This window comes from Marinobacter sp. LQ44 (assembly GCF_001447155.2).
GTDB lineage: Bacteria > Pseudomonadota > Gammaproteobacteria > Pseudomonadales > Oleiphilaceae > Marinobacter.
Window position 1 is genome coordinate 183,753 of sequence record NZ_CP014754.1, and the last position, 26,537, is coordinate 210,289.

At 56.6% G+C, this 26,537-nt stretch carries 30 protein-coding genes and 1 tRNA gene; 7 read left to right on the forward strand and 24 right to left on the reverse strand.

Annotated elements, in window-relative coordinates:
- Nucleotides 1–3 precede the first annotated feature (3 nt).
- The 4 genes from ASQ50_RS00805 to metH all read right to left on the reverse strand — a co-directional run bounded on the left by ASQ50_RS00805 (nucleotide 4) and on the right by metH (nucleotide 6,468).
- Entirely contained in the window at nucleotides 4–510 is a 507-nt protein-coding gene (locus tag ASQ50_RS00805; RefSeq protein WP_058089742.1) for a DUF934 domain-containing protein, read from the reverse strand.
- Nucleotides 503–2,155, reverse strand: a complete 1,653-nt coding sequence (locus ASQ50_RS00810) for a nitrite/sulfite reductase (protein ID WP_058089743.1) — start codon at nucleotides 2,153–2,155, stop codon at nucleotides 503–505. The genes ASQ50_RS00805 and ASQ50_RS00810 overlap by 8 nt, the downstream gene beginning before the upstream one ends.
- A gap of 364 nt (nucleotides 2,156–2,519) precedes the next feature.
- A complete protein-coding gene (locus ASQ50_RS00815; protein ID WP_058089744.1) occupies nucleotides 2,520–2,756 on the reverse strand; it encodes a DUF2970 domain-containing protein in 237 nt (78 codons plus the stop codon).
- A 13-nt stretch (nucleotides 2,757–2,769) separates the two neighbouring features.
- The gene (gene metH, locus ASQ50_RS00820; protein WP_058089745.1) at nucleotides 2,770–6,468 is read right to left on the reverse strand and encodes a methionine synthase; all 3,699 of its coding nucleotides are present in this window, start codon (nucleotides 6,466–6,468) and stop codon (nucleotides 2,770–2,772) included.
- A 241-nt stretch (nucleotides 6,469–6,709) separates the two neighbouring features.
- On the opposite strand from metH, the gene nfuA reads away from it, so the two are divergent.
- The 3 genes from nfuA (at nucleotide 6,710) to ASQ50_RS00835 (ending at nucleotide 9,103) form a co-directional block, all read left to right on the forward strand.
- A complete protein-coding gene (gene nfuA, locus ASQ50_RS00825) occupies nucleotides 6,710–7,297 on the forward strand; it encodes a Fe-S biogenesis protein NfuA (RefSeq protein ID WP_058089746.1) in 588 nt (195 codons plus the stop codon).
- A 207-nt stretch (nucleotides 7,298–7,504) separates the two neighbouring features.
- Nucleotides 7,505–8,719: a DUF445 domain-containing protein gene (locus ASQ50_RS00830; protein WP_197492712.1), complete on the forward strand. Its 1,215-nt coding sequence runs from the start codon at nucleotides 7,505–7,507 to the stop codon at nucleotides 8,717–8,719.
- Between the two features lie 15 nt (nucleotides 8,720–8,734).
- Nucleotides 8,735–9,103, forward strand: a complete 369-nt coding sequence (locus tag ASQ50_RS00835) for a hypothetical protein (protein WP_058089747.1) — start codon at nucleotides 8,735–8,737, stop codon at nucleotides 9,101–9,103.
- On the opposite strand, the gene ASQ50_RS00840 is transcribed toward ASQ50_RS00835, so the two are convergent.
- From ASQ50_RS00840 to ASQ50_RS00860, 5 genes are all read right to left on the reverse strand, one after another.
- A complete protein-coding gene (locus tag ASQ50_RS00840; RefSeq protein WP_058089748.1) occupies nucleotides 9,104–9,424 on the reverse strand; it encodes a TusE/DsrC/DsvC family sulfur relay protein in 321 nt (106 codons plus the stop codon).
- Between the two features lie 4 nt (nucleotides 9,425–9,428).
- The gene (gene tusB / locus ASQ50_RS00845; RefSeq protein ID WP_068351318.1) at nucleotides 9,429–9,719 is read right to left on the reverse strand and encodes a sulfurtransferase complex subunit TusB; all 291 of its coding nucleotides are present in this window, start codon (nucleotides 9,717–9,719) and stop codon (nucleotides 9,429–9,431) included.
- 10 nt (nucleotides 9,720–9,729) lie between these two features.
- Nucleotides 9,730–10,080, reverse strand: coding sequence for a DsrE family protein (locus ASQ50_RS00850; protein WP_058089750.1), 351 nt, complete (start codon nucleotides 10,078–10,080; stop codon nucleotides 9,730–9,732).
- A 1-nt stretch (nucleotide 10,081) separates the two neighbouring features.
- Nucleotides 10,082–10,492, reverse strand: a complete 411-nt coding sequence (gene tusD / locus ASQ50_RS00855) for a sulfurtransferase complex subunit TusD (RefSeq protein ID WP_058089751.1) — start codon at nucleotides 10,490–10,492, stop codon at nucleotides 10,082–10,084.
- Nucleotides 10,493–10,593: 101 nt separating this feature from the next.
- Nucleotides 10,594–11,295, reverse strand: coding sequence for a Bax inhibitor-1/YccA family protein (locus tag ASQ50_RS00860; RefSeq protein WP_058089752.1), 702 nt, complete (start codon nucleotides 11,293–11,295; stop codon nucleotides 10,594–10,596).
- A 259-nt stretch (nucleotides 11,296–11,554) separates the two neighbouring features.
- Between ASQ50_RS00860 and ASQ50_RS00865 the strand changes: the two genes are divergently transcribed.
- The 3 genes from ASQ50_RS00865 (at nucleotide 11,555) to ASQ50_RS20910 (ending at nucleotide 12,317) form a co-directional block, all read left to right on the forward strand.
- Nucleotides 11,555–11,645 (forward strand) — tRNA-Ser (locus ASQ50_RS00865).
- Nucleotides 11,646–11,774: 129 nt separating this feature from the next.
- Nucleotides 11,775–11,972: a hypothetical protein gene (locus ASQ50_RS00870; RefSeq protein WP_058089753.1), complete on the forward strand. Its 198-nt coding sequence runs from the start codon at nucleotides 11,775–11,777 to the stop codon at nucleotides 11,970–11,972.
- Nucleotides 11,973–12,095: 123 nt separating this feature from the next.
- Nucleotides 12,096–12,317, forward strand: coding sequence for a hypothetical protein (locus ASQ50_RS20910; RefSeq protein ID WP_156509966.1), 222 nt, complete (start codon nucleotides 12,096–12,098; stop codon nucleotides 12,315–12,317).
- A gap of 1 nt (nucleotide 12,318) precedes the next feature.
- On the opposite strand, the gene ASQ50_RS00880 is transcribed toward ASQ50_RS20910, so the two are convergent.
- The 14 genes from ASQ50_RS00880 to ASQ50_RS00945 form a co-directional block, all read right to left on the reverse strand.
- Nucleotides 12,319–12,999 (reverse strand): hypothetical protein, encoded by a 681-nt coding sequence (locus tag ASQ50_RS00880; RefSeq protein ID WP_058089755.1) that lies wholly within the window; start codon nucleotides 12,997–12,999, stop codon nucleotides 12,319–12,321.
- A 12-nt stretch (nucleotides 13,000–13,011) separates the two neighbouring features.
- Nucleotides 13,012–14,451, reverse strand: coding sequence for a phage terminase large subunit (locus ASQ50_RS00885; protein WP_058089756.1), 1,440 nt, complete (start codon nucleotides 14,449–14,451; stop codon nucleotides 13,012–13,014).
- Complete coding sequence (locus tag ASQ50_RS00890; protein ID WP_058089757.1) at nucleotides 14,438–14,845, reverse strand: hypothetical protein; 408 nt, start codon at nucleotides 14,843–14,845, stop codon at nucleotides 14,438–14,440. Before ASQ50_RS00890 ends, ASQ50_RS00885 begins: the two co-directional genes overlap by 14 nt.
- A 424-nt stretch (nucleotides 14,846–15,269) precedes the next feature.
- The gene (locus ASQ50_RS20720; RefSeq protein ID WP_197492713.1) at nucleotides 15,270–17,615 is read right to left on the reverse strand and encodes a DUF3987 domain-containing protein; all 2,346 of its coding nucleotides are present in this window, start codon (nucleotides 17,613–17,615) and stop codon (nucleotides 15,270–15,272) included.
- A gap of 95 nt (nucleotides 17,616–17,710) precedes the next feature.
- Nucleotides 17,711–17,911, reverse strand: a complete 201-nt coding sequence (locus ASQ50_RS00900) for a hypothetical protein (protein ID WP_058089759.1) — start codon at nucleotides 17,909–17,911, stop codon at nucleotides 17,711–17,713.
- A complete protein-coding gene (locus ASQ50_RS00905) occupies nucleotides 17,908–18,093 on the reverse strand; it encodes a helix-turn-helix transcriptional regulator (protein WP_058089760.1) in 186 nt (61 codons plus the stop codon). Before ASQ50_RS00905 ends, ASQ50_RS00900 begins: the two co-directional genes overlap by 4 nt.
- A gap of 262 nt (nucleotides 18,094–18,355) precedes the next feature.
- Nucleotides 18,356–19,654: a tyrosine-type recombinase/integrase gene (locus ASQ50_RS00910; protein ID WP_058089761.1), complete on the reverse strand. Its 1,299-nt coding sequence runs from the start codon at nucleotides 19,652–19,654 to the stop codon at nucleotides 18,356–18,358.
- A gap of 543 nt (nucleotides 19,655–20,197) precedes the next feature.
- Complete coding sequence (locus ASQ50_RS00915) at nucleotides 20,198–21,151, reverse strand: biotin-dependent carboxyltransferase family protein (protein ID WP_058089762.1); 954 nt, start codon at nucleotides 21,149–21,151, stop codon at nucleotides 20,198–20,200.
- Nucleotides 21,148–21,831, reverse strand: coding sequence for a 5-oxoprolinase subunit PxpB (pxpB, locus tag ASQ50_RS00920; RefSeq protein WP_058089763.1), 684 nt, complete (start codon nucleotides 21,829–21,831; stop codon nucleotides 21,148–21,150). Before pxpB ends, ASQ50_RS00915 begins: the two co-directional genes overlap by 4 nt.
- On the reverse strand, nucleotides 21,828–22,568 hold the full coding sequence (locus tag ASQ50_RS00925) for a 5-oxoprolinase subunit PxpA (RefSeq protein WP_058089764.1): 741 nt from the start codon (nucleotides 22,566–22,568) through the stop codon (nucleotides 21,828–21,830). Before ASQ50_RS00925 ends, pxpB begins: the two co-directional genes overlap by 4 nt.
- A 15-nt stretch (nucleotides 22,569–22,583) precedes the next feature.
- A complete protein-coding gene (gene hemH / locus ASQ50_RS00930) occupies nucleotides 22,584–23,696 on the reverse strand; it encodes a ferrochelatase (protein WP_058089765.1) in 1,113 nt (370 codons plus the stop codon).
- A 23-nt stretch (nucleotides 23,697–23,719) separates the two neighbouring features.
- The gene (locus ASQ50_RS00935; protein WP_058089766.1) at nucleotides 23,720–24,148 is read right to left on the reverse strand and encodes a TIGR01244 family sulfur transferase; all 429 of its coding nucleotides are present in this window, start codon (nucleotides 24,146–24,148) and stop codon (nucleotides 23,720–23,722) included.
- A 90-nt stretch (nucleotides 24,149–24,238) separates the two neighbouring features.
- Nucleotides 24,239–24,676 (reverse strand): YeeE/YedE family protein, encoded by a 438-nt coding sequence (locus tag ASQ50_RS00940; protein ID WP_058089767.1) that lies wholly within the window; start codon nucleotides 24,674–24,676, stop codon nucleotides 24,239–24,241.
- 4 nt (nucleotides 24,677–24,680) lie between these two features.
- Nucleotides 24,681–25,118, reverse strand: a complete 438-nt coding sequence (locus ASQ50_RS00945; RefSeq protein ID WP_058089768.1) for a YeeE/YedE family protein — start codon at nucleotides 25,116–25,118, stop codon at nucleotides 24,681–24,683.
- Between the two features lie 353 nt (nucleotides 25,119–25,471).
- Between ASQ50_RS00945 and ASQ50_RS00950 the strand changes: the two genes are divergently transcribed.
- On the forward strand, nucleotides 25,472–25,891 hold the full coding sequence (locus tag ASQ50_RS00950) for a phasin family protein (RefSeq protein WP_058089769.1): 420 nt from the start codon (nucleotides 25,472–25,474) through the stop codon (nucleotides 25,889–25,891).
- A gap of 3 nt (nucleotides 25,892–25,894) precedes the next feature.
- Here the strand turns inward: ASQ50_RS00950 and ASQ50_RS00955 are convergent, their stop codons facing one another.
- The gene (locus tag ASQ50_RS00955) at nucleotides 25,895–26,524 is read right to left on the reverse strand and encodes a TetR/AcrR family transcriptional regulator (RefSeq protein ID WP_058089770.1); all 630 of its coding nucleotides are present in this window, start codon (nucleotides 26,522–26,524) and stop codon (nucleotides 25,895–25,897) included.
- Nucleotides 26,525–26,537 lie beyond the last annotated feature (13 nt).

Genomic DNA, 26,537 nt, shown 5'->3' on the forward strand with positions numbered 1-26,537 from the left:
TGCTCAGGACGCCCTGCGACGGAACAGGGGCTGGTCGGTATCGGTGGCGGCCTGGTAGGCCTGGCTGAAGAAGTTCAGGCAGCGAGCTGCCTTGTTGATGTCCTTGTCGGCCCGCAGCACGTAGGAATCGAAGCCGCACCGCTTCATGAACTGCAACTGGTCCAGAAGTACATCTCCGATGGCTCTCAGCTCTCCCTGGTAGCCAAACCTTTCCCGCAGCAGGCGGGCAATACTGTAACCTCGGCCATCCACAAAGCGTGGAAAGTTCACCGCAATCAACGGTAATTCCTTAACCTTTTCCCCGAGCATTTCGGGCTCGTCATGGCTGTCGAACCAGACTCCGATATCATCCCGACCTGTATAGTGCTCGTAGCCTGCAAGCCACAGATCCGCGGGAATCAGCGCAGGCTGGCCTGCGGCTACATTGAGGGATTCACCCTCGGCAGGGCGCTCTACGACCACCCAGCTGTCGTTACGGATGCTGCCGTCAGCAGCGATTACATCAGGCATAGACCCGCTCCTTGAATGGTTCAATACCAACACGGCGATAGGTATCCAGGAAGGTTTCTTCCTCGCTCCGTTTGTCGACATATACATCAATGATCTTGGCGATCACTTCGGGCATTTGGTCCCTTGCGAACGAGGGCCCCAGGATCTTGCCAATGGCGGCGTCATGATGGGAGTCGCCACCGAGACTGATCTGGTAGAACTCTTCGCCTTTCTTGTCAACGCCCAGCACGCCAATGTTTCCAACGTGGTGGTGGCCACAGGCATTCATGCAGCCGGAGATGTTGAGGTCGATGGGGCCGAGGTCGTACAGGTAGTCCAGATCATCAAAGCGACGCTGGATAGCCTCTGCAACGGGAATCGACTTGGCGTTGGCCAGGGCGCAGAAATCGCCGCCCGGGCAGCAGATGACGTCGGTCAGCGTGTTCAGGTTGGCAGTGGCAAAGCCCAGGGGTACGAGGCGATGCCAGAGCTCGAGCAGCTGATCCTGGCGAACATCGGCCAGAACCACATTCTGCTCGTGTGTCGCGCGGGCCTCACCAAAGCTGAACTGATCTGCCAGGTCAGCAATCTGCTCAAGCTGATAATCGGTCACGTCACCCGGCGGGGTCCCGGTTTTTTTCAGGGTCAGGGTGACACTGGCGTAGCCGGGCTTCTTGTGCTCGCTGACGTTGTGAGTCAGCCACTTATCGAACTCGCGGTTCTCAAACCGTTGCTCACTCAGCAGGGCAGTGGCGTTTTCCAGTGTCTCGTAGTCAGGCTCGGTGAAATAGCCCTGGAATTTGCGGATCGCTTCCGGGGTCAGGCGAGTCGGGGAGTCTTTGATGTGTGCCCATTCAGCTTCGACTTTCTCGGCGAAACCTTTCGGGGTAAGTGCCTTTACCAGAATCTTGATGCGTGCCTTGAACTTGTTGTCGCGCCGGCCGTAACGGTTATAGACCCGCAGGACCGCCTCCAGGTAAGTCAGCAGGTCGAGTTCCGGCAGGAATTCCCGAATAACTGGCCCCACCATGGGCGTGCGGCCCAGGCCGCCACCGACGTGTACGCGGAAGCCCAGCTCACCCTGATCATTCCGGACCAGTTGCAGGCCGATGTCGTGCACCTGAATGGCCGCCCGGTCTGTCTTCTCGGAGGCATTTACCGCCACCTTGAATTTGCGGGGCAGGAAAGCAAACTCCGGGTGGAAGGTAGACCATTGCCGGATAATCTCGCAGTAAGGGCGAGGGTCGGCGATTTCATCGGCCTGAACACCGGAGAACTGGTCTGTGGTGGTGTTACGGATGCAGTTACCGCTGGTCTGGTTGGCATGCATTTCCACTTCGGCCAGTTCGGCCAGGATATCCGGAACGTCTTCCAGGTTTGGCCAGTTCAGCTGGATGTTGGTACGGGTTGTAAAATGCGCATAACCCTTGTCGTAATCACGGGTGATGCGGGCCAGGCGGCGGATCTGGTCTGAACGCAGCATGCCATAGGGCACACAGATACGAAGCATGGGTGCAAGACGCTGAACGTAGAGACCGTTCTGCAGACGAAGTGGAAGAAACTCTTCTTCCGCCAGCTCGCCCGCCAGGGCCCGCTCGGTTTGGTCCCGAAACTGTGCGACACGTTCCGCGGCGATTTGCCGGTCGTGCTCATCATAAACGTACATAGGGTAACGTCCTGCCTGGTAACTTCTGAAATGCGGTTGGTGAATGGCGCCAAAATGATATTGGGCCTTATTCCTGAAGCGGAGGATAACACTGGGTTTTTATTCTTAAAATGATTATTTCAAAATATCATTATCGATTCAGGTGATAAGCAGCAAAATCAGCTGCGACGGGCAGGACTGGACGAATATCAATTTCCTGCTTTAATAAGAGCCGGGTACTGAAACAATAACAAGACTGAATAACCGAGGAGTAAGCTATGAAAAAGACAGCGGATTCAGATAGCCAGGCCGATGCCGTTGCAGCAGTGTTACTGGTGTTGCTGGCTGTTGCCTTTGCAGTAGTGTGGGTTGCCGGCCAGTAGCACTACTGGCCTGCCAGCACCACCTTTACCACCAGTATCAGCCCGCCCACAAACGCAGCGCCAAACAGCAGCCCGGCAATGATATAGGGCACCGGGCTGTGGCTGGCGAAATCCTCTTGTCGGCGTTTTTCAGACTGCACCCCCAAAGCGCCGGCAAGGATGCTTTGCATGATTTTAAGAACACCCGGCGAACCGGGCTTTTTCTTGCTGCTGTTATTGTTGTTAGCCATATCGTTCATTAAGTCACCTGATTTATTCGGCCGGATCGTAGGCAAGGCTGGGCATCAGCCAGCGCTCAGCTTCGGCTTTGGACAGCCCTTTGCGTTCAGCATAGTCTTCAACCTGGTCTACGCCAATTTTGCCTACGGCAAAGTACTTGGATTCCGGGTGGGCAAAGTACCAGCCAGAGACCGCTGCCGTTGGGTACATGGCAAAGTGTTCGGTCAGCTGGAGGCTGGTGTTGGCTGTTGCATCCAGCAGTTTGAACAGGGTGGCTTTCTCTGTGTGATCAGGGCAAGCGGGGTAGCCGGGGGCCGGGCGGATGCCCTGGTACCGTTCCTTGATCAGGTCATCGTTGGCCAGCTGTTCATCGGTTGCATAGCCCCAGAATTCTTTGCGAACCCGTTCGTGCATACGCTCGGCAAAGGCTTCTGCAAGCCGGTCTGCCAGAGCCTGGACCATAATGGCGCTGTAATCGTCGTGGGCATCCTTGAACTCTTTGGTCAGTTCGTCCACCCCAATACCGGTGGTTACGGCAAAGCCGCCGACATAGTCACCCACGTGGGAGTCTTCAGGGGCCACAAAATCAGACAGGGCCATCATGGGTTTGCCGGGCGCTTTTTCGTCCTGCTGGCGAAGGTGGTGCAGGGTAGTCAGCTCCTCGGTGCGGGACTCGTCTGTGTAAACGACAATGTCGTCTCCGCGACGATTGGCCGGCCAGAAGCCAATCACGCCTCTGGCGGTGATGCGTTTATCTTCGATCATCTTCTTGAGCAGTTTCTGGGCGTCGTCGAACAGGGTTCGTGCAGCTTCGCCCCGCTTCGGATCGTCGAAGATTGCCGGGTACTTGCCGGCAATGTCCCAGGAAATGAAAAACGGCGTCCAATCGATGTAGTCCACCAGTTCGTTCAGGTCGTAATCGTCGAACGCCCGCACCCCGGTGAAGACCGGTTTCGGTGGCTGGTAGTTCTCGAAATCGAGTTCCGGTGCCCGTGCCCGTGCCTCTGACATCGACACCAGCTTTGTACGGTCGCCACGGTTCTTGCGGCGCTCACGAATCTCGTCGTACTCGGTACGGGCGGCTTCCACGAACGTGGGCTTTGCGGTCTTGCTCAGTAGCTGAGAGGCCACGTTTACGCACCGGGAGGCATCAGATACATACAGGGCAATGTCGTTTTTGTACTGGGGCTCGATCTTTACCGCGGTGTGGGCTTTGGAGGTGGTGGCACCGCCAATCATCAGCGGGATATTGAAATCCAGCCGCTGCATTTCCCGGGCAACATGGACCATTTCATCCAGCGAGGGTGTGATCAGCCCGCTCAGGCCAATGATGTCGACATTCTCTTTCTTTGCGACGTCCAGAATCTTCTCGCAGGGCACCATCACGCCGAGGTCGATCACTTCGTAGTTATTGCACTGCAGGACCACGCCCACGATGTTCTTGCCAATGTCGTGTACGTCGCCCTTCACGGTGGCCATCAGAATCTTGCCCTTGGCCTGCTGGTCTTCTGTTTTCTCAGCCTCGATGAATGGTATCAAGTGGGCGACGGCCTGCTTCATTACCCGGGCGCTCTTGACCACCTGGGGCAGGAACATCTTACCATCACCGAACAGGTCGCCGACCACATTCATACCCGCCATCAACGGGCCTTCGATCACTTCGATGGGGTGATTGGCGTTCTGCCGGCAGGCTTCGGTGTCGTCAATAATGTAACTGGTGATGCCTTTCACCAGGGCATGCTCAAGACGCTTCTCGACGGGCCATTCACGCCAGGCAAGGTCTTCTTCTTTGGTCTGGCCGCCTTTGCCTTTGAACTTTTCGGCCGCCTCAAGCAGGCGGTCTGTTGAGTCGTCGCGGCGGTTCAGGACGACGTCTTCCACCAGTTCCTTCAGGTCTGGTTCGATCTCATCGTAGATCACCAACTGGCCAGGGTTCACTATGCCCATGTTCATGCCGGCCTTGATCGCGTGATACAGGAAAACGGAGTGAATGGCCTCACGCACCGCATCGTTACCGCGGAAAGAGAACGAGACGTTACTCACGCCACCGGAAATGGACGCGTGGGGCAGGTTTTCCCTGATCCAGCGGGTGGCATTGATGAAGTCCACCGCATAGTTGTTGTGCTCTTCGATGCCGGTGGCGATGGCGAAGATGTTCGGATCAAAAATAATGTCGGCCGGGTTAAAGCCGATGCCGGTCAGCACATCATAGGAGCGTTTGCAGATCTCGGTTTTGCGCTCGAAGGTGTCGGCCTGGCCATCTTCGTCAAAGGCCATGACCACAACGGCCGCACCGTAACGCATGCAGTCTTTTGCCCGCTTGATGAATTCGTCCTCGCCTTCCTTGAGGCTGATGGAGTTTACGACCGCCTTACCCTGAATGCACCGAAGACCGGCCTCGATCACGTCCCACTTGGAAGAATCGATCATGATCGGCACGCGGGAAATGTCAGGCTCGGATGCCACCAGTTTCAGGAAGGTCTCCATAACCTCCCTGGAATCCAGCATGCCCTCGTCCATGTTGATGTCGATGATCTGGGCGCCGTTTTCCACCTGATCCCGGGCCACGCTCAGGGCTTCCTCGTACTGTTCTTCCTTGATCAGTCTCAGAAAGCGCTTGGAGCCGGTCACGTTGGTGCGTTCGCCCACGTTAATGAACAGCGTGTTTTCGTCACCGGTAAAGGGCTCGAGGCCTGACAGGCGCAGTGCCTTGGGGCGGTCGGGAATCTTCCGGGGCGGATACTTGGATACCGCCTTGGCGATGGCTTCGATGTGATCCGGCCGTGAACCGCAACAACCCCCGATGATGTTCAGGAACCCGTCCTTGGCGAAGCCCTCAATGATGTCGGCCATTTCTTCGGGGGTCTGGTCGTATTCGCCAAATTCGTTGGGCAGCCCGGCGTTGGGGTGGGCCGACACATAGGTTTCTGCCTTGTTGGCCAGCTCTTCCACATAGGGGCGCAACGCATCCGCGCCCAGGGCGCAGTTAAGACCCACTGAGATGGGTTTTGCATGGGCAATGGAGTTGTAGAAGGCCTCGGTGGTCTGGCCAGACAGAGTTCTGCCGGAAGCATCGGTAATGGTGCCGGAGATCATGATCGGCAGTTCGAAACCGTTGTCCTCAAAGAACTGCTGGGTCGCGTAAATGGCGGCCTTGGCGTTCAGGGTGTCGAAAATGGTTTCGATAAGGATCAGATCGGAGCCGCCTTCCACCAGCCCGGAGACCGCTTCATAGTAGTTATCCACCAGGGTCTGGAAGTCCACGTTCCGGTAACCCGGGTTGTTGACGTCTGGTGAGATGGAGGCGGTGCGCGAGGTAGGGCCCACGGCGCCGGCAACAAACCGGGGTTTGTCCGGATTGCGGGCGGTGAACTCATCAGCGATTTCCCGGGCGATCCTGGCCGCTTCCACGTTCAGTTCACGGGCCAGATCTTCCATGCCGTAGTCCGCCTGGGAAAGGCGGGTGGAATTGAACGTGTTGGTTTCGATGATGTCTGCGCCGGCATCCAGGTAGTCTGCGTGGATGTTGCGGAGCAGGGCCGGCTGGGTCAGGTTGAGGAGATCGTTGTTGCCCTGAACGTCCCGGTCGAAATCCTTGAATCGGTCGCCCCGGAATGCGGCTTCGTCCAGCTTCTGGTTCTGGATCATGGTGCCCATGCCACCATCGAGGATGATGATGCGTTCCTTGAGGGCCTTATGAAGCTGTTCCAGGCGGGTAGTACGATCGGTCATAGGGAATTCTTCCGGGGTCATTAATAACGTCGTGTTTGTTCGGACGGCGCGGGATCATAGCAAAATTGTACGTATACGTCTTAATACAGATGATCATTATCAAGCACTGACCACAAAGTTCCTGGCGGGAGGTTATACGTGCAATTCATTATCCTGTTAAAGCCCGACTATTTTACTTGGTCTTTTAAGTTCCTGCGAACTCTCCTAAAATAGAGACTACATTTGAAAACAGGTAGGAAGCATGGCTTTGGTAACTGTCACTGATTCCGCAAGGGACTATCTTGCGCAACTGATTGAAAAGCAGGATGTCGAGGGTATGGGCGTTCGTATTTTCGTCACCCAGCCGGGTACCCGCAATGCCGAGACCTGTCTGGCCTATTGCCCGCCAAACGAAGTCGTCCCTACAGACGAGCAGGTTGATCTGCAGAAATTCACCCTGTTCCTGGACCATAACTCGGTACCTTTTCTGGAAGACGCCTACGTGGACTACTCCAAAGACCAGATGGGCGGCCAGTTGACCATCAAGGCGCCGAACGCCAAAGTGCCTCAGGTGTCTGATGATGCGCCCCTTCCTGAGCGGGTGAACTACGTGCTGGCGTCTGAGATCAACCCCAATCTGGCGGCCCACGGAGGTGATGTATCGCTGGTTGAGATCGTTGAGGAGTCGGTGGCAGTGCTGCGTTTCGGTGGCGGGTGCCAGGGCTGTTCCGCCGTCAGTCTGACCCTTAAGCAGGGTGTTGAGAAAACCCTCAAGGAGCGGGTTCCGGAGATCACTGCGGTTCGTGATGTGACCGACCACTCGAACACTGAAAACGCCTACTATCAGTAATTTCTGCATTACCTCTGCCAAGCCGCCGTTCACTTCGGCGGCTGCCGCAGACGCCTGTCTTTCGTGGCTACACGGCCAATGTCCTGATATCTGCAATACTCCATCATCCTGTTGACTAACAGAACCGTGCACGGTTGCTGTACCGTGCCATAAAGAACAGTGATATCAGCGGCTCCATCGCCGCCAGACTTGAAACCGGGGTAACACTTGCTCGACCTTGCTCTCTTATCCGTACCTGTGATGGCTGCTGTCGTCGGCTGGTTTACCAACTGGCTTGCGATACAGATGTCATTCCACCCGGTGCGCTTTATCGGCATTGGCGTTATTGGTTGGCAGGGTGTTATCCCCCGTAAAGCCGAGAAGATGGCGCACATCTGTATCGACCGGACGCTGCAGCAGTTTGGTGATCTGAATACCGTCTATCAGAAGCTGGAGCCCCAGCGCATTGTTCAGCAGGTGGTGGCCCAGGTTTCACCGCGGATGGATGAATACATCGACGAAGTTATGTACGAAGTGCAGCCGGTGTTGTGGGATAACCTGCCACTGTTTGTTCGCGCCAGAATCTACCAGTGGGCCAGGCAGCAGCTGCCGGACAGGATTGAAGAGCTGGTTGAGGATTTCGGTGACGACCTGAATGAGCTGGTGGATCTCAAAGCACTGCTCAGCCGTGAACTGCAGAATCATCCTGATCTGATGAATCGCATCTTCCGGGAAGCCGGTTCCGTTGAATTGCAATCGGTCATTAACCGTGGCGCCATCATTGGCGGTTTGCTGGGTGCTATCCTGGCGCCGCTGTGGCTGGCCTATCCGGAGCCATGGTTGCTGCCGGTCGGTGGTTTTGCCGTAGGCTTTATCACCAACTGGATCGCCATTAATCTGATTTTTGCACCGCTTCGCCCTCGCCGGGTTCTGTTTTGGCGGATTCAGGGGTTGTTTCTACGCCGTCAGGAGCAGATCAGTGATACCTGGGCACGTCTGGTGGCCGAGGAACTGATCACCGTTGAGAAGGTGGCAGACGCCATGATCAACGGCCAGCATGGAGCGAGAACCCGAGCCATTATCCAGAAACACCTGCGGCCGATGCTGGATAACTCCATGGTTATGAAGCTGGCGGCACAGGTGACGGTTGGTATGACCGGCTACACTGACCTCAAGCGGGTGATGAACCAGAAGGCGGTGATTGCCACCCGGGATGTGTTCAACGACCCCGCCTTTAACAGGGAGCGGGCGCCCATCGTGGCAGGTGTGCTGGCGGGCCAGATGAAATCGCTCCGTCCGGAGGAGTTCCAGGACATATTGCGGCCGGCGTTCAGAGAAGAGGAGCTCCAGCTTATGTTTGTTGGAGGTTTGTTCGGCGCAGTGGCGGGCCTGATTCAGTTTATCGCGATGAATCAGCTGCCGATGCCGCCACTGGGTGGCTAACAAGGGAGGCAGATAATGTCTGTGTGGGCTTTGATGATTGTTCAGGTGCTGTTGACCGCCGGTACGGTGGCAGCGGTTCTGTTTGCGTTCTGGTACCTCGTGGTTCGGCCCTGGCTGGCTGAACGCATGCGGGAGTTAGTGGAAGCCGCTGACCAGATCGAGCCCAAGGTGGCCAAGGGCGTCAATAAAGGCGTCGCCGATGCCGTCCGGCAGCTCCCGCAAAATGCATGGGAAGGCGCGACCAAGGAGTCGACCAAGCAATTCCTGAAGTTTGGCTCCAATCTGTTCGAGAACGGGCTCAGCAGCTTTCTGGGCTCGACTGCCGAAATGCAGAAATCCCAATCCAGCAGCGGTAGCCGGCCACCCGGGCAGGGCGATCGCTGATCAAAGGCAGTTGGTTGGCCTGGGTAGCCCGGCAATCCGGCAGGCGGTTTTGGCGGGTGTGCCTGGGAACAACTGCATCAGGTAGATACTGTTGCCCTTGTCGTCCCCGAACGCTTCTTTCACCGCCTTCACAAATAACCGGTTTGACGGTGGAGACATTTCATGTTGTTTGTAGAATTCCCTCAGGAAATCTATGATCTCCCAGTGATTTTCATTTAGCTGTATGCTGTCCTCCGCGGCAATTTCTTCCGCTACCTCAGGGGTCCAGCTATCCGCGTCTTCCAGAAAACCCTCGTTATTGCGCAACGGCAAAGTTGTCATTGTATTACCAGCTCACGGTGCGTGAATGTTCGGCGGTCAGGCGCACCAGCTCCCCGTAGCTGATGATTTGTACCTTGGGGGTGCCTGCCAGGCCTCTGGCCTCAAGGTCTGCGCCAATGGCAACACAGTTCCGGGGCAGGCTAGTGATGCTGTCTGTTACTGCCAGTACCGCATTTTCCGCCAGTGCCAGCGTGTCTCCCTCGTGAAGGGTTGCCAGACAGGTTACGAACCTTGGGTGACCGGGTGATTTGTTCAGGATATGAAGTGTCGGCTGCAACGTTTGTTCCTGTGTCATTTCGTGGTCCTCAGCCTGCAAAAACGATGTGTTCAAAGCGATCAAGGGCGTCTCTGACCGATGGAATCAGTACCACGCCACTCAGCCTGTCTTCCTCACCAAGCCGAAAACGCTCGCAGGCGGATTGTTCCGCGAGAATCTGTTCGACTCCAAACACCGGTGCGGCGGCAAGGTTCTTTTCGACCGTTTTCTGGCCGATGCCTCCGGCAGCCTGGGATTTGCGCAGCCAGTTAACACCGGTGCCGATAAAGAGCAATGTCGCCGGTTGATCGAAGGCTGCCAGGGAAAACGCCATATCCAGCGCTTCGCGACCGGTCCAGGAGCCATACGGAGCCTGATCAATCACTATCAATGTGGTCACGTTACTGGCTCCCATGGAAATAGATCACGCGGTCAGACTTCAGGTTGCCGTCCACCCATTCGCCCAAGCCCGCTATCTGGTACGGCTGGCGAAGGTTGTTGGCGCTGAGTTCATACCTTGCTTGTTCGCCCTGGTCGACGATTCCCCGGCGCAATGCCGAGGCAATGCAGGCGACGCCTGGCGTCTGGCTTTCGGCAAGGAAATCTGCCCACTGGCCGGGCCAGTCGGGTTCATCGGAGGGTGGTGTACTCAGGGCTGATGCAAGGTGCACGCCCTCGCCATAAAGAAACACCCGGTCTATGTGGTGGCCGGCTGCAATCAGCGCCTGTGCGAATGCCAGTGCTGTCTGTGGTGCCTGGCTGGACCAGGGAGCGCCGGTAATAACCAGGGTGTAGGAAAGGCCAGGAGACATGACAATAGGTCACCGGTCAGGAATGGATCGGGTTTCAGTTTACCGAAAGCAAGAACCCCGGCAAAGGCCGGGGTTCCTGTTTAACGCTTTGCTTTGGCGAATCAATCGTCGCCGCTGAATGCCGCCAGCAGGTGCAGCAGGCTGACAAACAGGTTGTAGATGGCCACGTACAGACCAACGGTTGCGATCACGTAGTTACGCTCACCACCTTTGATGATCCGGCTGGTTTCAAACAGGATCATGATGGAAGCGAAAATGGTGAAGCCAGCAGATACCGCCAGGTGCAGGGCAGAGCTCTGCATGAAGAAGGCCAGCAGCATGGCACCGATCAGCACGAACGCACCGGCCGTCAGGAAGCTGGACATGAAGCTGAAGTCTTTCTTGGTGATCAGCGCGGTGGCTGACAGGCCAACAAAGGCAACGGCGGTCAGGGTCAGTGCCTGGGCGACAATCTGAGAGGCACCCGCGGCCACGAACGCGCCGATGATCGGGCCCAGGGTGTACCCCATGAAGCCGGTCAGGGCGAAAGTGGTTACAATACCCCAGGGGCTGTTCTTGAGCTTATAGGTTGCGAACAGCAGGCCAATATAGCCAACGATGGTGATCAGGAAGCCCGGATGCGTGCCGTTCATGTTCAGGAACGCAGTCAGGGCCGAGAAGGCCAGGGTCATGCCCAGCAGCATGTAGGTGTTGCGCAGTACCTTCAGCGCATCTTCATCAATGCCCGCTGTTACGCCTGTGGCTTGACCGGACTGCGGGTAGGCAGCCTGGTTGTTCTGAACGCCGAAACGTCTGTCTTCCATTGTCATCTCCGTTTATTGCAACTGGATACTGAGTCCCATGATAATGTCGAATCCGCAACTTTCAATCATTTACGACAGAAAATGCCCTAATGGATTCCATTAAACTGGCGTAATGTTGCTCGCGCTGTGACCAGAACCAGTGGAATTTCCAACGTTTTTTCTTCAAGGCGTTGACAGTAATGGCAAATCCGGTATCATTCCACCCGCTGTCGCAACGGCAGCAACGAAAAGGCACCTTCCGGTGTTTTTTCGGTAAGACGGTGGGCTGGCAGAGTGGCTGAATGCAGCGGTCTTGAAAACCGCCGACGGTTAATAGCCGTCCCGGGGTTCGAATCCCTGGCCCACCGCCATTTTTCTATATAAATCAAGTGGTTACCTCCCAGAAAATATTTTACCCTACCTCCTACCTATCAACGCAGAAATGGTGAATATTTGCTCATTTCGGCTACAATTTGAGCAACCGAGGTAGTGAGGTGTATATGAGCCGTCTTGAAGAGTTGCAGGCAAAGGCCGATAAGTTGGAGCGGGATCTTTTTACTGCGAGGGGTGAAGCGGATGCGTGGAACTCTGGCAAGTACAAGGGCCACTCAAACGCCACGCTTTCAAAACGGCTTGTCGAAAGTATGGAAAAGCAACTAAGCGAAACTCTCGAGGAAATCCGCCAGCTCGAGCAATGAGCTGATCATCCCATCATCGGATGAATAGGGCGGCCATCCACCGGCAACTCGATAGCTCGTCGAATTATGCCACCGGCTTCAGGCCATAGACTCACACCACCGGATAAACCCCTCCGATAGCCAATGCGGATCAAGGCCACACATCCCGCAACACCGGCGCATCATTGGGCCAACCTTGCATACATCATCAAACGCCCGTTCCATCGTGACGCTGTTGGGGCCTGCTCCACGGTGAGCCTTCTGGAGCCAATACGCTTGCGCATCCTCAATCAGAGCGGCCACCACAGCGCCCCACAACTTGCGCTCGGGCTGGTTATCCAGCGCCCCCGAAAGGGCGCCATCTAACTCATGCGTCAAAGGCACGGTCGAAGCCTTGCGCGGCCTCGGCGTGACGCTGTTCAGCTTCGCGGATCTCTTTTAGCCTCGCTGGGTCAAAGCCCTTATCGACGGCGCTATTGACGGATCGCAAAGCGGCAACGGCTTCATCATAGCTTTCGTTGATTGCCTGGCGTTCCTCCACCAGATCCCCGGCTTTCTGTTTCTCCAGGGCTTCGGCTTGGCGAGCGGCCATGTCTTTCGGAATACCGGACAGCATAGACGGTGCCTCTGCGACCGCTGCAATCAATTCACCGTCGCCATCTTTTAGCGCCTGATTGAACGCTGCAAACCGTTCCTTTTCCGGAAGTAGGCGCATGGCGTGCCGAATCTCGGCGGCATATTCCGCACGGCAGACAAGCCCGGACTTTTCTTTAATCCGGTTGTTCAGCTCACCCAGTCGAGACAGAAGGGCATTCGATAGCCGATCATGGGCGCGGGTTGATTCGTTCTTCAGCCGGTCAGCAGAGCGGGCAATTCTCGCGGTGTGTGCCTCCTCCGTTACCATCGGGTCACGGTTAGCGGACAGGGTTTCCAGAGACTCCACGCCCCGGTGAATCCGCCGGATCTCATCCAGAAACGGGCTGGGCTTGTCGTTGGCTCGTTCGGTCAGGCGTTTAACGTGCTGTTCAATGATTTTGCTGTAGCGCATGGGGCTATCTCCTCAATGGCTGAAATGCACTGTGATTTGCGGGTATTCGTGTTCGGTTAGTGCGTAGCGGCATGAATCGGCGGCATGGTCAGCAGCAGAGCTGTCTACGTCCTCCGGATTTCTGGGGTCTCGCGGCAAGCTCGGGACGGTCTGCCACCAGATGGAACAATTGCGGGACACATACAGGCCAGGCATATCTGGCTTTCCAGCGTCCGCCAGTAGTCGGCGCATCTTCTGCCAGCCTGCAAGGCGACTGCCTTTCCCGGCACGGCGGAAATTTACCCCGGTTCTGCGAAATTCCTCTGCAATGCTTCCGCTCTCTGAGCCCGTACGGTTGAAAATGGCGTCATCCGCCACGCCGTCAGCAGGGACGCCCCACCGATGGCACATTGCCTTAATGCGGTCGGCCTGATCTGGGACGGTGAGCCCCATACCGGCATTCAAGTCGTCTGGGTGTGTGGTGGTTTCCTCGTCCACCAGGATGATCGAGCCACGCGGGTAGAAATATCCGTCCGGGCCTTCACCGCCAGGACTTTTAACGCACAGATACGTGACAGACGGCGCGGCTACCCCGAAATCGTGGGACAGGAAGACGCTCCACTTGTCGCGGATCTGGCCAGCGGTGCCCCGGTAGCCTTTCGCATTGCTCGGGATCTCTGATTGATCTCTGCCGGGGAGGTAGGCCCACGGCTCCACCATGACGCGGTGTTCTTCAATGACGTTGGAGAAGTACGCACCACGCAGGATTGACCAGTCACCATCAAGCCATGCCTTGCCCAACTCGGGGTCAGTGGCACATGACGCCATCAGGTTCTTGGCGTAGCGGTCGCGGTCGATGAACTCATTGTCCCGGTAGGTGCTTGCAATGGTCACGAAGTCAAAGCCGGTGGCCTCGTCGGTGTACGGCTTCCAGGGCGTTTTGAGGGCGTGTCTGCGCACTAGCCACGAATGGCCCGTGCCGCCGGGGTTGGCCAGCAGGATAAAGCGGACAGGGACGCCAGCAGGGGCACGCAGGGAGGAGCGGAGACGGTCAACCAGGATGGGACTGTTGTATTGGCCTGCCTCGTCGACGGCGATATGGGAGAAGGACTTGCCCTGATACTTCTGGAAGTCTGCTTCCCGCTCCATCTGGTCAAGCTGGATGGTCGCCCCGTTGGGGAACTTGAAGCGGTGCTTCTGGGCATCAAACCGCAAGCCATCGCCGTACACCCCAGTGAAGAAAGAGCGGAACTCGGCCTCCAGATCCTGCAAGCCAGGAAACGACTTGCGCACCACCAGACAGCGGGCCTGCTCTCCATGCTGTTCACAGTGACGCAGAAAGATTGCCGCCAGCAGGTGAGACTTACCGCCACCACGGCCACCACCTAAGAACAGATCAAAGGATTCCGGCACGCCCATCGCCTGGGATTGCCACTGACTGAGCTGGTCAGGTCGCTGGTTACTCGCTGCCATTCGTCAGCTTCTCCTGTTCGACTCTGACAGCCTTCATGTACTCGGCTGGATCAAGGGCGGCGGGTAGGTTGAATACCACACTGACACGCTCTGACGAGCCCCTGGGCTGCTTCTCGCTCATGCCGTGCCGGACTGCCAGCAGGGTCTGGTTTGCCTTTGTGTCACCCTCCATGGCGCGGGCATAAAGTGCGGACAGCAGTTGATCCCGTTCAACGGCGAGTGCGTTCTCCCAGATCTCTTTAGAAGGCTTGTGTTCGGTGATGACCTTGCGTAACTGGTCAAGCGGCATCCCGAGTGCCGTTGCGGCGGCGGATTCGGAGAGCAGGCCATTAGCAGCCATTGCCTCCAGGTGGTTCTTTGCTCCAGCCGGGAGCTTTTCAAACGGTCTGGCCATGGTTACGCCTCGATAAGTGGCTACTTATTGACCGTTATTGTCTCACAAACTGGCATGAGTTGGTAGGTATTTGGATAGGTAGAAAGAATGGTAACCGACCGATAACTGAAAATACTAAGGGGTTGGCGGTGTAGTTAACCGACAAGTCCAGAGCTGGATGGATTTTGCTTGCAGGCTTTGCAGAATTTCGGCCCTACAATCCACTGAAACATCATTCCGGGGTTTTTGAGGTTCAAAACTCCAGACATAGAAAACGACGAACCTATAAAAAAAGAAAGAAAGTACACTCTAAAATGCCTATAGGGATTAAACCCCAGAAACCCCAAAATATAGGGCGTTCTGTTTACCCTTCTCGATTTCTCCAATCTGCTACCCCAAAAACCACAAAACCCGACACAAGGCCGGGTCTGCGGGTTGGTTATGGTTAAAGGATTGCGGGGTTAACCTGATAGGCTTTGCTTGGCCTTCCTGGCCCTTGCGGCTTGTTTTCAACCGGCCTGATATATCCGCGTTCCGAAAGGATCTGTAACGGCTGCTCCAGTGCGTCGGCCCTATCAAAGCGGCTTTTGTGATTCTGGAAGGCATCGCGGGCGGTAAACTCCTGCAAGCCGTGGCGCTTGATCCACTTGATAAGAACCTTTGCGGCTTCCGTGTCCGGGTCTGCCGCCATCAGGCCATATACTGCAAGGGCATGGCTTGCGAGGGCTTCACCAGTGCGAACCGCTGCGCCCATATCATCGGCACTGACGGCGCTGGCCTTGTAGTCCTGACCATGCCGGGCGATATGGAACAGGGCGGCAATCCGTGCCACTGCTCCGGGCAACTTGCCTGCCCAGTCTCGGCAATGCTCAAACAAGCCGTTTTCGCCCATCTCCGCCTCTACGTCCTGCCAGCATTGTTGCCAGATCTCGCGAGCCTCGTCGGACAGCTTGATAATGTCCCGTTCCTCCTTGCCCTCACCAGCCGAAAGCAAGGCTTTCACCGTTTCGTAAAAGCTCTGTTCCGTAAACGCGTCCATACGCTCCCCCTGTCCGCTTCGTGTGCCCAGGTTGGACGGGGGGAGGGCATACAAGAACCGGCCCAGCAGGCCACGGCCTTTGAACCCCGGCTTTGTGCTTAGGCTATGCAGTACGTCAGGCTGTACCGCCAGCGCAATCGTTAACCGGGGATTGTCCAGGATGACGGCGGGCTTACTGCCTCTGTCGATCCTCACAGGGTCGCCAGCATGGCCGTTAAGGTACAGGTCGATATTCGGCACACCTTGGTTATACCGGCCCGCCATCGTCTCAAAAATGCCACCCTCGGCACTGAGTAAGCCCAGCTCCCCGTTGTTGTGTTCCATCATCGTGCCAAGGTGTTCGGTGGTCACGTCTGACGTATACACGCGAGGCAGCCGCGGCACCTCCGGTAATTCGGCCTCCATTTCTATTACCTTGTCCATCAGGCTGGCGGCTTTGTGCTCGTCCTTTTCCTTGGCGGCCATCTGGCGCTGTTGCTTGATCCGCTCCTTTTGCATGGACAGGCGGCTTTCTGCCTTTTTGATCTCCGGCTCCAGGCGTTTGCGATTCTCGCTTTCCCATTGCAGCAATGGTTTCACGGCCCGCTTGAACTCGGCGGATTTCCGAAGGGCGGGCGGCAAAGCCGTGGCGATCATCAAGTTAATGGGCTCAAAATAACCCGGCTTGATATTCACGTCTGCAAGCCGTTGGCCTGCCACTGCCAGGACACCTAACGCCAGCATGGCGGGCAGTTCCACCGGGGTTTCAGTCTCACGGCTCGCGGCTTGAGCGTAATTCCTGAGAATCGGCGGCCACTCGTTAACGGGCAAGGGCACGGGGGCTGCCGTGTCGAGATCCACCAGCGGTGGCCAGTCGATTGCCGGGGCGGCCTTCTCCTGTTGCTCCACGATGTAATGAAGGCTCCCGCCGGTTGCGGGCTTGCCGGTGTAATGGCCAAACGACTGATAGGCGGCGCGTGTCTTTTCCTTGTCGTACTTGTCAGAACGGCGGCTCCATAGGTCGAATACCGCAAACCCGTGCGGGCCTAGTTCGTACTCGATAGCGGCCCCGACTTTCTGCCAGGTGTCATAGTCCACGCCTTCGCCATCGTTGCGGATCTGAGTCACAAGGGACAGAACCCGCATGCTGTCCATCCTGTCGCCCTGTGTGGCGCTCTCTGGCGTGCTGTCCGGCGCTTTCTTGTCAGGGAAATACTCGCGCCCCAGTTCGGTTAAATCCCTGTCCTCGATAGCGAACGGGCTTTCCTCCAGGTGGTGCCCGGTGAAGGTTAGAAAGCGCTTGTCCTCGTAGAACTCCACTCCTTTGGCTTTACTGTTTCCGGTGTGCCCGCCAAAGGTGCCACGGGCAATAAATCGAAACCCAGAAAGGCCGGGGCTGAACTCCGTGTAGGTATCCGCTCTCTGGAGAATTTCGACAACGTGTGGCGCTACTTCGCCAGCCTCGTTTATGCAATCGTCGGTATCACCACCGGCAAGCCCGTATTCCCGATACAGGATGATGCCTACGCCTTGAAGCATGGGTTTTGATTCGGCGTAGTGAATAGCGCGTTCAGCGGTCGTACAGAACCCTTCCTGACTCCATCGTTCAGAACCGTCAACGGGTGAAACGGGCACCTTGTCCGGCTTCTTGCCGGGTTTCTGTTTCAACTTCCAGGCGCACCAGATGGGAAGCTCTGAGAGCTCCGGCGGGATTTCCTCCAGGCCGGGTATATGTCTGGCATAAGGGCGGCTGTTCGGTTTTTGAACAGTCATGCTATACTCGGTTTGAGCTTGCCCGCTCTGATTAGCGCCTTCGCCCCCGTTCAGTTGCCCGCTGTCGGGGGTTGTTCGTTTCTGTAGCTCCACCATTACGCGCCCCCCTTCACATACGCCACAAGATCCGCCAGCTTCACGCACTTGCAGCCGGAAACCTCATGCACTGCCAAGGTGCCGTTACTGATTGCGGTTGTGATCTCATGGACAGGGAGCCCCACCAGCCGTGCAGCGCGGTGAATGGTAAATAGCTCGTCTTTGGTGCCATGGTTGTAGAAGGTGCCGGGAATAGTCATGCGGACACCTCCTGCTTTGCTTCCCATGCCTCAATATCGGAGAGCCGCCAGCGGGTGCTGTTATTGATCTTGATAGGGGCAGGGAAGTTGCCGGATTGTACCCAGCGCCAAGGGGTGGCGCGGTGGACTGAATAGCGAGTGGCGAGGTCTTTGTCTGAAAGGTATTGCTTACCATTGGTCATGTCGGAATCTCCGGCAACCAATGACGCATAAAAAAATGGCGTGTCACTGGCTGCAAAATCAAGATTGATTTCCGCATCGCCAGTGGCCCCGCCACTTTTACGAGTTACCCAGGCTCTCTGTCGCTGACACCGGCCCCGCCGGACCTCCTACCGTTGGCCCCGCCAGTGGTAGAAAGTGGAGCTTATCTCACTCAAGCTGCAATTCTGTTTAGTAGCGAAAAACCGCTACTTATTGCAATGTAACGCATTGTTATTGAATGCGTCAACCTCCTTTTTGTCCTATCGCCACCACCTTGCCGCCTTCCTCCTTTTTGGCCTTGCCGTGGTAGCAATACTGCTCCCAATCCGCCATCAGTAACCGGCGCTTGTCGATCAATTCAGACCGGGCATAAGCGGCGCGGGTGGCATCGCTGTTAACGTGTGCAAGGGCAAGTTCTGACACCTCGTCAGCGTATGCCGTGTGTTCCCGTGCCCAATCCTTGAAGGTGGAGCGGAAACCGTGAGCCGTAACCGGCTGATCCATACGCTTGAGCAGCGCGGACAGGAAGTTATTAGACGGAATATCACCCTTTGGGCCTGGGAATATCAGGTCGTCCGGCTTGCCTTGCTCCATACCCTTGAGCAGATCCATGGCCGCATTAGTGAGCGGGACGCGGTGTTCCTTGCCTGATTTCATGCGGTCAGCGGGCACCGTCCAAACCTTCCGATTGAGGTCGATTTCCTGCCAGGTTACGCCAGCCTTTTTAATCCGTTTATCGCCTATTACCTCATTGGTACGGGCGGCGGTCAGAATAAGGAACTCCAGGGCACGGGCGGCGGTGCCGGTGCGTTTCTTCAATGCCTTCATAAAGTCGGGCATCTGATCCACGGGTAGCGCGGTGTAATGGCTCTTTTTCTTGATCTTCTCCGGGGAGGGGTAAACCTCGTCTAAGTAGCCTTGCCACTTGGCCGGGTTCTCATTGGAGCGGTAGCCGTGGACAGCGCACCAGCCTAGTATGTTTTCAATCCGTGCCCGGACACGGTTGGCGGTTTCTGTTTTTTCCTGCCAGATCGGATCAAGTACGGCCTTGATATGGGGCAGCGATATTTCCCGCACAGGGATAGTGCCAAGGTGGGGCACGGCGTAGGTATTGAGGCTGTTTTCCCATTGCTGACGCTGGCGCGGGTTCTTGAACTCCTGAGCCTTCATTTCTATGTATTCGTCCATGGCATCGGCAAAGGTAACTGTACTCAGTCTGGCGGCCTTGAGGGCTCGTCTAGCGGCCTGCTTTTCTTCTACCGGGTCGATACCTGCCGTGATCTTGTCCCGTGTCTCTCTGGCCTTCTCACGGGCTTGAGCAAGCGTTACATCAGGAAAGGCACCTAAGCCGATATTACGGCGCTTGCCTGCAATGCGTGTCCGGTAGATCCAGGACTTTGCACCACTGGGGGTTACTTGCAGCAGCAGGCCAGCCACACCGCCAACGGGGTGCAATCCGTTATAGGGTTTCCCGTCCTGGCTGACGGCATGGGTCAGTCGTCTGACTTCCGTGGCGCTCAATTCGCGGGCTTTCTTTGGCATGGCTCATCGTCTCCAGTGCGGGGGTAGAATCCCGGTTTCACCGCCATATTCAGCGGATCAATACCTGACTTCCTACCTATCCAAAATAACATCATTGGAGACTAAAACATGCGACAACATGTTACAAGGGGGAGGGGAGTTTATTTTAAGATCAGCGAGTTACGATAAAAAAGGTCAATTAAAACAGGTGCTTATAGGTGCTTTGTAAGGTCTGGCCCACCGCCATTCTTCTCCCTGACACCAGTCTTGATACTCCCCAATCGCTACGTTCCACTGCCTACGTAACTTCCTGCGTACTCATCTTCTTTCTGAATCCAGTACACTGGTTTTAAACCAAATGCCCGTTGTCAGCAGGTGCCTCTATGGATCAGAACCAGATTCCGGAAGCCAAGCAGGATCGTAAGAACCGGCGCTATGCCGTCTCTGCCAATCGTGGGAGCCCTAGCCATCGGGTGCGTTACGTGGAAACCGGCGGGGCTGCAGTGGATACTGAGGAGTGCACCTTTTGTCAAACGATTCCCGACCTGGGCCATGCCGGTGGCATCAGAGCCACTCAAGTGCCCGGCCGCTCCGACACCAGCGAGTGTTCTGGTAATGAAGCTCAAAAAGGCGACGCTGATTCTGCGCCGTAGCCAGGTCACACAATTCAAACCGGACCCTGGCACCCGGCAGTTGTTGGGCCAGAAGGCCGCAATCCATGGTGGGAACGACGCCGGGCTTCGGGTAGCCACCAATGGTCTGGCAATCGTTCAGCAAGACAATAGGTTGTCCATCACCGGGAATCTGGACGGCCCCCAGGGCGATGCCTTCGGAAATAATTCCGGGTGGCGGGGCGCTCAGGGGTGTTCCCGGGAGCCGAAAGCCCATGCGGTCGGATTGGTCACCAACAGTATAGCGGCTGGTTATTAGCCGGATGATATCCGCTCGCTGAAACTGAGGGTATTGATAGCCCGGAATCAGCCGGATAACCGCCTCTCCATCAAGGTCCGGGCGGTGTTGATCTGGTACTTTCCGCTCTGGCACTTGCCGCTCCGGCTGCAACGGTATCAATCGGTCTCCCGCCTTTACCGGAACCAGGCCCTCGAGCTTTTCCCGGACAACCACCGAACGGCTCCCGAATTGCTCCGGCGAATCCAGCCCACCCGCCATGGCCAGGTAGACAAGCCGATGGTGCTTTGAATGATCAATCGCCAGCTCTTCGCCGTCATTCAGGTTCAGGGTTTGCCATTGTTCAACGGGGTGTCCGTTTATCGTTACGCAGGTTGCGGCACCGGTGATGGCAATTTGAAGCGAGCCTCGGGCAATCCCATGGAAGCCTCCCATCACGATCTCCAGACAGGCCGCATTGCGAGGGTTGTCCAGCAGCTTGTTGGCCCAGGTATAGCTGATCAGGTCCAGCGCGCCGCCTGCCGCCAGCCCATGGTGGCGATAACCCCGGCGACCGCTGTCTTGAATGGTGCTTTGTACGCCGGGGCGGACGACTTCCAGAAAGCTCATGGGGTCAGCTCCCCGCCCGCGGCCAGAAACGCCTCCCGGCTTATGGCTTTGAATCTCACCCGGTCGCCGACCCTGAGCAGCGACAGGCTGTTTTGGTCGAACAAGGGAGTCGGGCACCGGCCAATCAATTGCCAGCCGCCAGGGGACGCCTGCGGGTATACGGCGGTCTGCCGGTTGGCTATGCCAACACTGCCAGCGGGCACCCGTTTTCGGGGACTGGCCTTTCGGGGCGCGGCGATGGTGGGGTCCACTTGCCCCATAAAGGCAAATCCGGGAGCAAACCCAAGGGCATGGACCCGGTACTCAACGGCGCTGTGTTTGCGGATGATGTCCTCGCACTCCAGGCCGCACTCTGAGGCCAGCCATTGCAGGTCAGGCCCGGTCTCGGTGCTGTAGTATACCGGCAGCTCAACCAGTCGGTTCTCCAAATCCGGTGCGGGCTGGAGGGTGCCTTCGAAGGTAACCAGAGGCCTTAGCTCAGACACAGCCTGCCGAAAGTCGATCTTCAATGGATCGTAGACCACCATCAGCGTTGTATATGAGGGAACTATATCGACTAACCAGGGGGAACCGGCACTGCGAATGTTGTCGGCGAGTCCGGCGATGCGGGCAGGCAGGCTTTCCTCGATGGCCTCGGCCAGGGTGATCAGGATGGTATCTTCCGAAACCGCTTCAATCATTGCCCGGGTTTGCCAAGAGCCTTGCGAATAGACTTGATCGCCTCAAGCGCGGCGTCGTTGTCGCCATGAACGCACAGGCTGTCTGCAGGAAGTTCAAGCCAGTTACCGGTGGCACTGAATACGCCACCTTTTTCGGCAAAGTACCGGGCCTGGCGCACAATGATTTCAGGGTCTTCATGCACCGCCCCAGCCTGGCGTCTGGACACCAGTTGGCCTTCGTCGTCGTAGGCTCGATCGGCAAAGGCTTCCAGCAGCAGGGGAACGCCGACATCGACGGCCATTTGTTGATGCTCCCGGTATTTCCGGGTGACCGGAATCATCAGGGGCAGATCCTGCCGGAAGGTTCGGGTGGCAACCATGACCGCGTGCAACAGGGTTGGGTCCCGCATCATGTCGTTGTTCAAGGCGCCGTGGGGCTTCACGTAACTCAGGCTTAAACCTTCTTTACGACACATGCCCTCCAGGGCGCCCAACTGATACAGCAAAAGGGCTTCGATTTCTTCCGGGGTGTGGCGGATAGACCGCCGGCCAAATCCGCTGAGGTCGTGGTACGAAGGGTGAGCGCCAATCTCCACATGGTAACGCGATGCCAGCGCCAGCGTGTTGCGGATGACCATGGGGTCTGCGGCGTGGAACCCGCAGGCCACATTAGCCATGTCGATCAGGGGCATGACCAGATCGTCCTGACCCATCTGCCAGGCGCCGTAACTCTCGCCGAGATCGCAATTCAGTTTCATAGCGTACCGGTCGTCTCAGATATCCGTCCGGCCGGGAAACGTCGCCTGTTTCCAGGCTTCTGCGCATTTCTGCCTGGCAGCCAGATTGTTCGGGCTGTTGTCAGGCACGGCCCACCCTTTCAGGTTGTCTTCCACCAGTTGCACCAATGCGTCGATATGGCCGGGTGTGGCGTTCAGGCAAGGGATGTAGCCAAAGCCTTCACCGCCGGACTCCATGAAGTATTCCCGGTTCTCTTCGTTGATCTCCTCGATGGTTTCGAGACAGTCCGAAGAGAACCCCGGGCAGAAGACATCTACAGATTTTACACCTTTTTCCGGTAGGGATTTAAGGGTTTCGTCGGTGTAGGGCTGCAGCCATTCTTCCCGCCCAAAGCGCGATTGGAAGGTCGTCAGGTAGTCGTCCTGGCCAAGGCCAAGCCGTTCGGCCAGCAAGCGCGAGGTTTTATGGCATTTACAGTGATAAGGATCGCCCTTGAGCAGGTATTTCAGGGGGACGCCATGGTACGACAGGATGAGTTTTTTATGCCGGCCATGATTGGCCCAGTGCGCCTCAATATGGCGTGCCATGGCCTCAATGTAGGGTGGGTAGTCGTGATAGTGAGACACAAACCGGAAATCCGGCAGCCAGCGGCGGCGGGTAAAGTCCGCGGAGATGGCATCAAAGGTAGACGCCGTGGTGGATGCCGAATACTGGGGGTACAGCGGCAGGACAAGCAGCTTGCGAACACCTTGTTGCTGCATGTCTTCCAATACCCGGGAAATTGACGGGTTGCCGTAGCGCATGGCAAAACCCACCACCACGTTGCTGCCATACTTTTTCTTCAGCGCTTCCCGAATGCCTTCCGCCTGTTTGGCCGTGTGTATCAGCAGGGGAGAGCCCTCTGGTTGCCAGACACTGGCATAGGCCTGGGCGCTCTTCCTTGGCCGTATTCTCAGGATGATGCCATGGAGGATCAACCACCAGATGGGGCGGGGTACTTCTACCACCCTTGGGTCCCACAGGAATTCGGCAAGATACTTTCTCAGTGCTGGTGTGGTGGGAGCGTCTGGTGTGCCAAGGTTGGTCACAAGTACCCCCAGGCGTTCAGGCTCGTTATGGCTGAACTGATCCGTCCCTTTATATGGCATTGATGCTATCCGATGGTGGTGGGTTAATGCTTGCCAGCCTGCTGTGCCAGTCGCGGTATAAGGCCCGTGATGTCATATCCGGCGCGATGAGCTTTGGACAGAATCTCCTCCGGCTGGGTTTCCCGTGCGGCACTGAGGGCCCACAGCACGGTACAGCGGGTTCCAGACCGACAGAAGGCCAGTACGGGTTTCTCGGCATTCCGGATCATCGGCGCAAACCGGTCAACGTCTTGATCGGTGATATTGCCAGACTCCACCGGAAGAAATACCCACTCCAGGCCATGTTCCTGCGCCGCCGCTTCGATGTCTGCCATGGCGGGTTGGCCGGGCTCTTCACGGTCAGGGCGATTTGCAACCAGGGTCCGGAAGCCGAGCCTGGCAATTTCGGCAACATCCTGAACCGAAATCTGGGGGGCTACCGATAGGGTTTCATCAATCTTTCTGATATCCACTTAGGGCTCCAATGGTTGATGGCCGGGAATTTAACGACGGGCCCCTGGGGGCCCGGCACAATGCTTTGATCGGGTCGTGTCGCTCAGGGGTTAGGCGTTATGACCGGATGATGCCCGTATACGCTCAGCAATTTCAAACAGAATCATACCTGTGACCATCGATGCAACAAAGACCACACCTTTGATTTCCCCAGCACCAAAGGCAACCAAAGCCGGCCCCGGGCAGAACCCGGCAATACCCCAGCCGACCCCAAACATCATACTACCGACGATCAGCCGTTTATCGATCTGGGTGTTGGTGGGGAGCTTTATGTTGAAGCCCAGGAATGACAATGTGCGTCTGCGGGCGATGGTGAAGGCTACCAGCCCAACAATAACCGCACCGCCCATGACAAAGGCCAGGGAGGGGTCCCAGGCGCCGGCGATATCCAGAAATCCGAGGACTTTTTCCGGGTTGGCCATACCGGAAACAATCAGACCAAGACCAAAAATCAGGCCGGCAAACAGGGAAGCAATATGATATTTCATAGCTTCAGGCTCCAATCAGGTGACGGATAACATAAACGGTCACGAACCCCATGCCCATAAAACTGAGGGTGGCCACCAGGGAACGAACAGACAGCCGGGACAAACCGCAAACCCCATGACCGCTGGTACAGCCGGACGCATAGCGTGTTCCAATGCCCACCAGCAGGCCGGCGACAATCAGGGCAGGGTAACCGGCGTTGATTTCGATAGGTGGTAACTGGCCTGCCAGTGTCCAAAGCGCTGGCGCCCCAATCAGCCCGGCAAGAAAGGCAATTCGCCACAGAATGTCGCTTCTGGTGGGGGTAAGCAAACCGCCGAGTATGCCGCTGATGCCGGCAATGCGGCCGTTCAGAAGCAGGAAGCTGGCGGCGGCCAGCCCAATCAGAATACCGCCAGTCAGTGCAGTGCCAGGGGTAAACTGGCTCCAGGCAATCTCAATCATTTACGTGCTCCAGGTTTTGCTTTGAGGAATAAGCTTATAAGTATGGGCGATAATACCAGAAAAAAAGCCCGGCAAGGAATGCCGGGCAGAGGCGTGCGAGTAGTATCCATGAAAGACTTCCAGACAAACCGACATCAACTGGGATGCCGGTAACGGGAAGTATTGACCATGATGTGAGCAGTTCAAGTGAGAGTGGCTTTCGTTTGAAAACATTTTTTCATATGCCTTGAGTGTTTATACTGCGCCCCTTTGTTATGCGGGTTTCAGGGAGGTGCCGATGACCACTGAAATCCCCGGATGGCTGTAATACAATGGGAACTTGACCGTTCCCGCTTTGTTGCCAAGAGGTATTCATGTCAGACCACGACGATAAAAACCCGGAAAATGATCCGCAGCTGGCGGACAAGATAAAGGATTCCGCCCGCCAGATCTGGCTCGCGGGCCTGGGTGCGTACACCAAGGCAGAGGAAGACGCGGGCAAGTTTTTCGAGCGCCTGGTTCAGGAAGGCGAACAACTGGAGACCAGAACCCGGGGTGTGGTGGAAAAGCAGATCAAGACGGTGGAAGGTCGCGTTGGCGAGGTCAAGGAAAAGGCGACCGGAACCTGGGATAAGCTTGAGCACATGTTTGACCAGCGCGTATCTGGTGCGTTGCGGCGCCTTGGTATCCACCGGCGGGAGGAAATCGAGGCCATGGAGCGCAGAATACAAGCCCTGGAAAGCGAATTGGCCAGATTGCGGGGCGATTCACCAGTCTCGGATGAAGAAGAATAACCCTCAAAGGTAGCTGTGGCTGGTCAGCTGAATCTCTTGCTGCTCCTGTTCCGCCAGGTACGGGAGAATCAGGTGCAGCATTTGATACACCCCCTTACCAGGATCTACCGATTCCCGGTCATCCAGATGGGACAGCGTGTCAAAGCTGCTCCAATAGCAGGCCGTCAGGGTGAGCTGTTCGCACAGTGAGAGCAGCTCGTCCTCACCGATGCTCATTACCCCCTGGCTTTGAAAGCTCTGGCACAGAACCCGAAAAGCATTTTTCTTCTTCGCCAGAATCCGTTTAAACCGCACTTGCAGCTGGCTGTAGCGGGACAGTACGTTTACCAGGTCCTGGTACAGAAAACGGTAGCGGGCAACAGCCTCGAACAGCAAATGCAGGAAAAAGCTGAACTGGTCGAGTGAAATATCGGCGTCGTCCGGCACTCCGAGCAAATCCACCATTTCCGCTTCAAAGCTCTGGAACAGCTCGTCGACAATGTCGCTTTTACTTTTGAAGTGGTAATAGAGGTTGCCCGGACTGATGTCCAGCTCATCGGAGATCAGCAGGGTAGTGACATTGGGCTCGCCCAGGCTGTTGAACAACGCCAGGCTGGTGCCGAGAATCCGGTCCCTGGTTTTGATTTTTTTCATAAGCGCCGAATCA